The following is a 7,436-nucleotide window of genomic DNA, read 5'->3' as shown; positions in this document are numbered from 1 at the left end:
GGTCGGGGGCCTCCCAGGCGGGCATGCCCTGCTGGGGGACGACATGCGTGGGCCGGAAGCCGGGGGTCGTCATCGCGCGTCTACCTCCGCATCACGGCGGGCTCGTGGCGGCGCAGCAGCCGGGCGACGAGGTATCCGAAGAGGGCCGACAGGACGACCAGCATGCCCACGTCGAGCAGCCACACGCCCGCCGAGTGCGCGAACAGCGGGTCGCCGGTGAGATCGCCGGGCACGATCCGGGCGAGGTCGAGAGTGCCGGCCATCGCGCCGAACGCCCAGCGGGAGGGGATGAGCCAGGCGAGCTGCTCCAGGCCCGGCACGCCGTCCAGCGACAGCAGGGCGCCGCAGAAGACGACCTGGACGATGGCGAGGAGCACCAGCAGCGGCATCGTCACCTCCTCCTTGCGCACCAGCGCGGACACCACCAGGCCGAGCATCATCGCGGTGAAGGCGAGCAGGGCGACGGCCACGGTGATCTCGACGAGCGGCGGCATCAGCACGCCCTCGCCGCCCGGTGCGTTGAGGTCGACGCCGAGCAGCGCGACGAGCGTCAGCACGACCGCCTGCACGACGGTCACCGCCCCCAGGACGACGACCTTCGACATCAGGTACGCCGATCTGGACAGGCCGACGGCGCGTTCGCGCTGGTAGATCACGCGTTCCTTGACGAGTTCACGTACGGCGTTGGCGGCACCGGTGAGGACGCCGCCGACGCACAGGATCAGCAGCGCGTTCATCGCGGTGTCCCGGGTGAGCTGACTGCCGGCGAGGGCACGGGCCATGGCTCCCATCACGAACGGCAGAGCGATCATGATGGCCAGGAAGGTGCGGTCGGCGCTCAGCGCGGCCGTGTAGCGGCGCACCAGCGTGCCGAGCTGGGCGCTGCGGCTGCGCGGCCGGGGCGGTGCCGGTACGACGACCGGGCCGGAGCGGGGCAGCAAGGGCTGGGCGCTGGAGTCGACGACGTACCGGCGGTGCGGGGCCGAGGCCGCGTACTCCCCGGCCCAGTCGCGGTCCCGGTCCCGTTCGAAGGCCTCGAAGGCCTCGGGCCAGTCCGCGAATCCGAAGAAGGCGAGGGCGTCGTCGGGCGGGCCGTAGTAGGCGATCCGGCCGCCGGGCGCGAGGACGAGGAGGCGGTCGCAGACGTCGAGGCTGAGGACGCTGTGGGTGACGACGACGACCGTGCGGCCGTCGTCGGCGAGGCCGCGCAGCATGTGCATCACCGAGCGGTCCATGCCGGGGTCGAGTCCGGAGGTCGGCTCGTCGAGGAAGAGCAGGGACGGTTTGGTCAGCAGTTCCAGGGCGACGCTGACGCGTTTGCGCTGGCCGCCGGAGAGACTGTGCACATGCTGGTCGGCGCGCTCTTCGAGGCCCAGTTCCCGGATGACCTCCTCGACGCGCGCGCGGCGTTCGGCCTTGGCGGTGTCCTGGGGGAAGCGCAGTTCGGCGGCGTAGGTGAGGGCGGCGCGGACGGTGAGCTGGGCGTGCAGGATGTCGTCCTGCGGAACCAGGCCGACGCGCTGGCGCAGTTCGGCGTAGTCGCGGTAGAGGTCGCGGCCGTCGTAGACGACGGTGCCGTGGTCGGCGGGGCGCTGTCCGGTGAGGGCGCCGAGGAGGGTGGACTTGCCTGCGCCGCTGGGTCCGACGACCGCGAGCAGGCACTTCTCCCCCACCGGGAACGACACGTGATCGAGAAGAACCTTGCGGCCGCGGTCGACGGCGACGGTGAGGTCCTGCACGTCGAGGGATACCTCGCCGGTGTCGACGTACTCCTGGAGTGCGTCGCCGACCAGGCAGAACGCCGAGTGGCCGATGCCGACGATGTCCCCGGGGGCGAGGGGGGCGGCGGTGACGGGCAGGCCGTTGAGGTAGGTGCCGTTGTGGCTGCCGAGGTCGGCGATCTCGTAGGTGCCATCGGGCAGGGCGCGCAGTTCGGCGTGCCGGCGGGAGACGACGAGGTCGTCGAGGACCAGGTCGTTGTCGGGGGCACGGCCGATGCGGACGGTGCGGGTGGGCAGGGGGCGGACGGTGGTGGGGCGCCGGAACGTTCCGGTCACCGCGGGGTTGGCCACCGCGGAGGGGCGCTGCGGCGCCGGCCGCGGGCGTCCGGTCAGGACGGCGCACGGGCCGTCGTCCGGGCTGCCGAAGCGGATGACGCTGCCGGGTCCGATACCCCATTCGTGGACGCGGCGCCCGTCGGCGTAGGTGCCGTTGGTGCTGTGCTCGTCCGCGAGGGTCCAGTGGTCGCCGTCGGGGCGCAGCACCGCGTGGTGCCAGGAGACCCGGGCGTCGTCGAGGACGATGTCGCTGAGCGGGTCGCGGCCGACGCGGTAGTCGTGGCCCGGGATCATCACCGTGACGCCCGTCTCGGTCTCCAGCACGAGTTCGGGCGCGGTGGGATTGATCGGCGACTCCGCCATGCGGGAATTCTACCGATTCGCACCCTTGTGTGCCGGGTGGGAGATCCGGCCGCGCGGGTGGTCCGGTCAGCCGACCGGCATCACCAGCGGCGGGACGGTCCGCTGCATGCGCAGGGCGTCGACGGACTCGGCGAGGAGTTCGTATTCGGTGGTCTCGTCACTCACGGCGATCCGTACCAGTCGCCCGACAGCCAGTTCGTCGGCGACCAGTTCCTGCCGGTCGATGTCGGCGCACCAGGCCCGCAGCAGGCGGGGGACGTCCGGCGCGGTGTCGGCGACCGGGACCAGGGCGTGCGGCGGGATGCGCGTGCTCCGAGGCTGCGGGTCGAGCCGCTCGGCGATCCAGGAGGCACGGTCGCGCAGCCACCACAGCGCGAGCGCCAGCGTCGGGGCCCGGTAGGTGCCGAGCGGTACGCCGATACGGCGGCCGTCGCACACTCCGTACGCGGTGACATGACACAGGAATTCGTCGTGCACGTCCTTCTCCCCCGTCGCTCGCTGCCGGTGCGGGCCTCGCTTTCCGTGCGGCTCCTGCGGGATGAACTGCCCCTGCCGTTTGAGTATGTTGACTACTGAAACACTGTCACCATGCTTTTTTGGCCAGTCTCTTGGCATATTCCACGGCGTTCATGGCCGAAATGCGGCGGGCGGGACGTGGGCCCGTCAATACCCGGGAGGTGATCGAGCCTCAAGGCGGGTGCGGGCAAGGTGGTCACAACGGATCGGAGATACCCGAATCCGGGGCCTGACCAGGATCGACTACCTCCTGGAGGCTGATTTCCCTGTCCGCGCCGACCGACCGCGCCGCCTGGGGGAGGAGGGGGCCGGCGCCGGTGACCGGGGCCGACGTGATCACACTGGACGCCGGGAACCGCAATGTCCCGGTCCCCTGATTCCTCGACCGGGTGCCCGCCGGAGCCTGACCGATGAATTCACTCACTCGCGGCGGTCTGCCCCCAAGAAGGCCCGAAGAAGGCCGAAAGAGGGCCGAAAGAGGGCCGGAAATGAAGGCCGGAAGACCGCCGCGAGTGGAGGACGTCATGACTGCCGACGGACAAGTGGAACACGGGGAACACATGGAAGCGGAATTCGACGCCGTCCTGCGCAAGAGCCCCGAGAACGGCGGCTGGACCTATGTGATCTGGCCGGAGTCCGCCGATTTCTTCGGCACCCGCGGACTGGTCAAGATCAGCGGAACCGTCGACGGACATCCGTTCCGGAGTTCGTTCATGGCCCTCGGGGACGGGACCCACAAACTCCCCGTCAAGGCCGAGGTGCACAAGGCCATCGGCAAGAAGGAGGGTGACGTCGTCACCGTCCGCCTGACGGAACGGCTCAGCCGTTGATCACCGCGTCGATGCGGGCCAGCTCGCCCGCCTCGAAGTCCAGGTTGTCCAGGGCACCGACGCTGTCCTCGATCTGCCGGGCGCTGCTCGCGCCGACGAGGGCGGAGGTGACCCGGCCGCCGCGCAGCACCCAGGCCAGCGCGAGCTGGGCCAGCGACTGGCCGCGGGACTTGGCGATGTCGTCGAGGGCACGCAGCTTGCCCACCAGCTCGCCGGTCAGCGCCTCGGAGTTCAGGAAGGGGCTGTCGCTCGCGGCCCGCGAGTCCTCCGGGATGCCGTCCAGGTAGCGGGCCGTGAGCACGCCCTGCTCCAGCGGGGAGAAGACGATGGAGCCGACCTGGAGTTCGTCCAGCGCGTCCAGCAGGCCCCCGCTCTCGGGGCGCCGGTCGAGCATCGAGTAGCGCGGCTGGTGGATGAGCAGCGGGGTGCCCAGCTCGCCCAGGATGCGCGCCGCCTCGCGGGTCTGCTCGGCCGAGTAGTTGGAGACGCCCACGTACAGCGCCTTGCCCTGCTGGACCGCGGAGTGCAGGGCGCCCATCGTCTCCTCCAGGGGAGTCTCCGGGTCGGGGCGGTGCGAGTAGAAGATGTCGACGTGGTCGAGGCCCATCCGCGTCAGGCTCTGATCCAGGGAGGACAGCACGTACTTGCGCGAGCCCCACTCGCCGTACGGGCCCGGCCACATCAGATAGCCGGCCTTGGTGGAGATCACCAGCTCGTCGCGGTACGGCGCGAAGTCGGCCTTCAGGAACTCGCCCAGCGCGGACTCGGCGGCACCGGGCGGCGGGCCGTAGTTGTTCGCCAGGTCGAAGTGGGTGATGCCGAGGTCGAAGGCGCGGCGCAGGATGGCCCGCTGGGTCTCCACGGGACGGTCGGGCCCGAAGTTGTGCCACAGTCCGAGCGAGAGCGCGGGGAGCTTCAGGCCGCTGCGTCCGGTGCGCCGGTAGGGCATGTGCGCGTAGCGGTCGGGGTGTGCGGTGTACAACGCGACTCCAGGAGGGGGTTGGCTCGGAAGTTCGGTGCCCGGCAACCGTAGATCGGTTCGCGGGACCGTAACCCACTCTCGCCCTGCCTGCGGGTAGTGGTCCAACAGAAGAATCCGATGGTATTCAGCGGCTACGCTTCTCAATCATGGAACTGCGCCACCTCCAGCACTTCGTCGCGGTCGCCGAGGACCAGCACTTCACCCGTGCCGCCGAACGCCTGATGGTCTCCCAGTCGGGACTGTCGGCGTCCATCCGCGCGCTGGAGCGCGAACTGCGGGCGCCCCTGTTCGTCCGTACCACCCGTCGGGTGACGCTGACCGAGGCGGGCCGCGCGCTGCTCGCGGAGGCGGAACGGATCCTGGCACAGGTGCGGGCCGCCCACGAGGCGGTGGCGGCCGTGCAGGGCGTGGTGCGCGGCACCCTGTCCGTGGGAACCGAGCAGTGCATCGCCGGGGTGCACGTGGCGGGGCTGCTGGCCGCGTTCCGGCGGCGCCACCCGGACGTGGAGATCCGGCTGCGGCAGTCCGGCTCGGGCGCCCTCGCCGAGGAGGTGGCCGCCGGACGGCTGGACCTGGCCTTCGCCTACCGCACCCAGGCCGACAGCGACCAGCTGCGGTCCGCGTCACTCACCGACGAGCCGATGTACGTCCTGTGCCATCCCGACCACCGGCTCACCGGCGCCGCCGCCGCGCTCACCCCGGCCGACGTCGCCGACGAGGTGTTCGTCGACTTCCACCCCGACTGGGGCCCACGCCGCGCCACCGACGCGGCCTTCGCGGCGGCCGGGGTCCGCCGTACGGTCGCGCTGGAGGTCAACGACGTACACAGCCTGCTGGACCTGGTGGACGAGAACCTCGGCATCGCCGTCGTACCGCGTCACTTCCGGCACAAGCGGGAGGCGCTGACCGCGCTGCCCCTCAAGGGGACCGGCGAGGTGGTGTACGAGACCGTCGCGCTGCTGCCGCCCGCCCGCGCGACCAGCCCGGCTGCACGCGCGCTGATGGCCCTGCTGGAGACGGAACGCGGGTGACGGGAGCGGGCAGGAGTCCTGCCGAGAGGCGGCGCCGGGGCGGCGGGTGCGCGATGGTGGACGTATGCATGTGAAGGACATCCTCATCGACGGCTACGGCCGCATCCAGGAAGAGGTCCACGCCGCCGCCGCAGGCCTGGACGCCGACGACCTGAACGCCCGGCCGACCGCCGAGACCAACTCGGTCACCTGGCTGGTCTGGCACCTCACCCGCGTCCAGGACGACCACATCGCCGACGCCTTCGGCCTCGATCAGGTGTGGCTCTCACAGGAGTGGGAGAAACGGTTCGGGCTGGATCTGCCACGCCGGGACACCGGGTACGGGCACAGCGCGTCGAAGGTCGGCAAGGTGCGGGTCACCGACGGCGACCTCCTCACCGGGTACTACGACGCCGTCCACGCGCAGACCCTCCAGGCGCTGCGCGGGGTGACAGCGGCGGACCTGGAGCGCGTCGTGGACGAGCGCTGGGACCCGCCGGTCACGCTCGGCGTACGCCTGGTCAGCGTCCTGTCCGACGATCTCCAGCACGTCGGACAGGCCGCCTATGTGCGCGGGCTGCTTCAGAGCGCGGCCGCGTAGCCCGGCAGGACGACGTCCTCGATGAGGGCCTGACGCTCGTCGAACGGGATGAACGCGCTCTTGAGGGCGTTCACCGTGACCGTGCGCAGGTCCTCGACCGTCCAGCCCGCCTCCTCGACCAGCAGCGACATCTCGCGGGTCATCGTCGTCCCCGAGACCAGACGGTTGTCTGTGTTGAGGGTGACGCGGAAGCCGAGGTCCTTCAGCTCGGTGATCGGGTGCTCGGCGATGGAGGTGGCCGCGCCGGTCTGGAGGTTGGACGTCGGGCACATCTCCAGCGCGATACGGCGGTCCCGCACCCAGCCGGCCAGGCGGCCGAGCTTGCCGTCGACGATGTCGTCGGTGATACGCACGCCGTGGCCGATGCGCTGGGCGCCGCAGACCTGGAGGGCCTGATGGATGCTGGGCAGGCCGTGGGCCTCACCGGCGTGGATGGTGAAGGGGACGTTCTCGCGGCGCAGGTGCTCGAAGGCGTCCAGGTGGTCGGCGGGCGGGAAGCCGTCCTCGGCGCCCGCGATGTCGAAGCCGACGACGCCCGCGTCCCGGAAGGCGACGGCCAGGCCGGCGGCCTCACGGACACGGTCGAACATCCGCATCCCGCAGAGCAGGGTGACGACCCGGACCGGAGTGCCGGCCGCGGCAGCCTTGGCCATACCGGCCGCGAGGCCCTGCTGGACGGTCTCCACGACCTCGGCGAGAGTCAGCCCGCCGTTCGTGTTCAGCTCGGGGGCGTAGCGCACCTCGCCGTACACGACACCGTCGGCGGCCAGGTCGAGGACGTACTCCTCCGCCGTGCGCAGCAGGCCCTCACGGGTCTGCATCACGGCGAGGGTGTGCTCGAAGGTCGCTATGTAGCGGACCAGGTCGCCGGAGTTGGCGGCCTCGAAGTACCAGGCGGCCAGCTCGTCGGGGTCGGTGGTCGGCAGGGTGTGGCCGACCGCGGCCGCCAGCTCGACGACGGTGGCGGGGCGCAGACCGCCGTCGAGGTGATCGTGCAGGACGGCCTTGGGGAGCCGGCGGAGGGTGGCGGGGTCTACGCGCGTAGCGGTCATGGTGGGTCTTTCCTCGGGCTGGGCG

The 7,436-nt window shown here is 71.1% G+C and carries 7 protein-coding genes; 3 read left to right on the top strand and 4 right to left on the bottom strand.

Annotation, left to right across the window (positions count from 1 at the left end; all coding sequences use genetic code 11):
• Positions 1 to 80 precede the first annotated feature (80 nt).
• Both P1P75_RS37755 and P1P75_RS37750 read right to left on the bottom strand, forming a co-directional pair.
• On the bottom strand, positions 81 to 2,420 hold the full coding sequence (locus P1P75_RS37755) for an FHA domain-containing protein (protein ID WP_319263941.1): 2,340 nt from the start codon (positions 2,418 to 2,420) through the stop codon (positions 81 to 83).
• Positions 2,421 to 2,486: 66 nt separating this feature from the next.
• Positions 2,487 to 2,897 (bottom strand): hypothetical protein, encoded by a 411-nt coding sequence (locus P1P75_RS37750; protein ID WP_319263939.1) that lies wholly within the window; start codon positions 2,895 to 2,897, stop codon positions 2,487 to 2,489.
• Between the two features lie 599 nt (positions 2,898 to 3,496).
• On the opposite strand from P1P75_RS37750, the gene P1P75_RS37745 reads away from it, so the two are divergent.
• Positions 3,497 to 3,766 (top strand): DUF1905 domain-containing protein, encoded by a 270-nt coding sequence (locus P1P75_RS37745; RefSeq protein ID WP_319263943.1) that lies wholly within the window; start codon positions 3,497 to 3,499, stop codon positions 3,764 to 3,766.
• Here the strand turns inward: P1P75_RS37745 and mgrA are convergent.
• Positions 3,756 to 4,748 carry an L-glyceraldehyde 3-phosphate reductase gene (mgrA, locus tag P1P75_RS37740; RefSeq protein ID WP_319263938.1) on the bottom strand — a complete coding sequence of 331 codons (993 nt, stop codon included), beginning with the start codon at positions 4,746 to 4,748 and terminating at the stop codon, positions 3,756 to 3,758. The two genes, P1P75_RS37745 and mgrA, sit on opposite strands and share 11 nt — an antisense overlap.
• A gap of 146 nt (positions 4,749 to 4,894) precedes the next feature.
• Here mgrA and P1P75_RS37735 point away from each other — a divergent pair, with 146 nt between their 5' ends.
• Both P1P75_RS37735 and P1P75_RS37730 read left to right on the top strand, forming a co-directional pair.
• Positions 4,895 to 5,779 (top strand): LysR substrate-binding domain-containing protein, encoded by an 885-nt coding sequence (locus tag P1P75_RS37735; protein ID WP_319263936.1) that lies wholly within the window; start codon positions 4,895 to 4,897, stop codon positions 5,777 to 5,779.
• A 64-nt stretch (positions 5,780 to 5,843) separates the two neighbouring features.
• Positions 5,844 to 6,359, top strand: a complete 516-nt coding sequence (locus P1P75_RS37730) for a DUF664 domain-containing protein (RefSeq protein WP_319263934.1) — start codon at positions 5,844 to 5,846, stop codon at positions 6,357 to 6,359.
• Here the strand turns inward: P1P75_RS37730 and P1P75_RS37725 are convergent.
• Positions 6,341 to 7,411, bottom strand: coding sequence for an adenosine deaminase (locus P1P75_RS37725; RefSeq protein WP_319263932.1), 1,071 nt, complete (start codon positions 7,409 to 7,411; stop codon positions 6,341 to 6,343). The two genes, P1P75_RS37730 and P1P75_RS37725, sit on opposite strands and share 19 nt — an antisense overlap.
• Between the last annotated feature and the right edge of the window lie 25 nt (positions 7,412 to 7,436).

Origin of the sequence: Streptomyces sp. ID05-39B (assembly GCF_033794725.1) — a bacterium.
Classification (GTDB): domain Bacteria; phylum Actinomycetota; class Actinomycetes; order Streptomycetales; family Streptomycetaceae; genus Streptomyces; species Streptomyces bobili.
The sequence above is the reverse complement of the archived record's forward strand: the minus strand, read 5'-3'. Positions and strand labels throughout refer to the sequence as shown.

Bases quoted from the DNA above. Each gene is read 5' to 3' on its own strand.
- P1P75_RS37755 (WP_319263941.1), bottom strand. From the start codon at position 2,420: ATGGCGGAGTCGCCGATCAATCCCACCGCGCCCGAACTCGTGCTGGAG.
- P1P75_RS37745 (WP_319263943.1), top strand. From the start codon at position 3,497: ATGGAAGCGGAATTCGACGCCGTCCTGCGCAAGAGCCCCGAGAACGGC.
- P1P75_RS37735 (WP_319263936.1), top strand. From the start codon at position 4,895: ATGGAACTGCGCCACCTCCAGCACTTCGTCGCGGTCGCCGAGGACCAG.
- P1P75_RS37730 (WP_319263934.1), top strand. From the start codon at position 5,844: ATGCATGTGAAGGACATCCTCATCGACGGCTACGGCCGCATCCAGGAA.
- P1P75_RS37725 (WP_319263932.1), bottom strand. From the start codon at position 7,411: ATGACCGCTACGCGCGTAGACCCCGCCACCCTCCGCCGGCTCCCCAAG.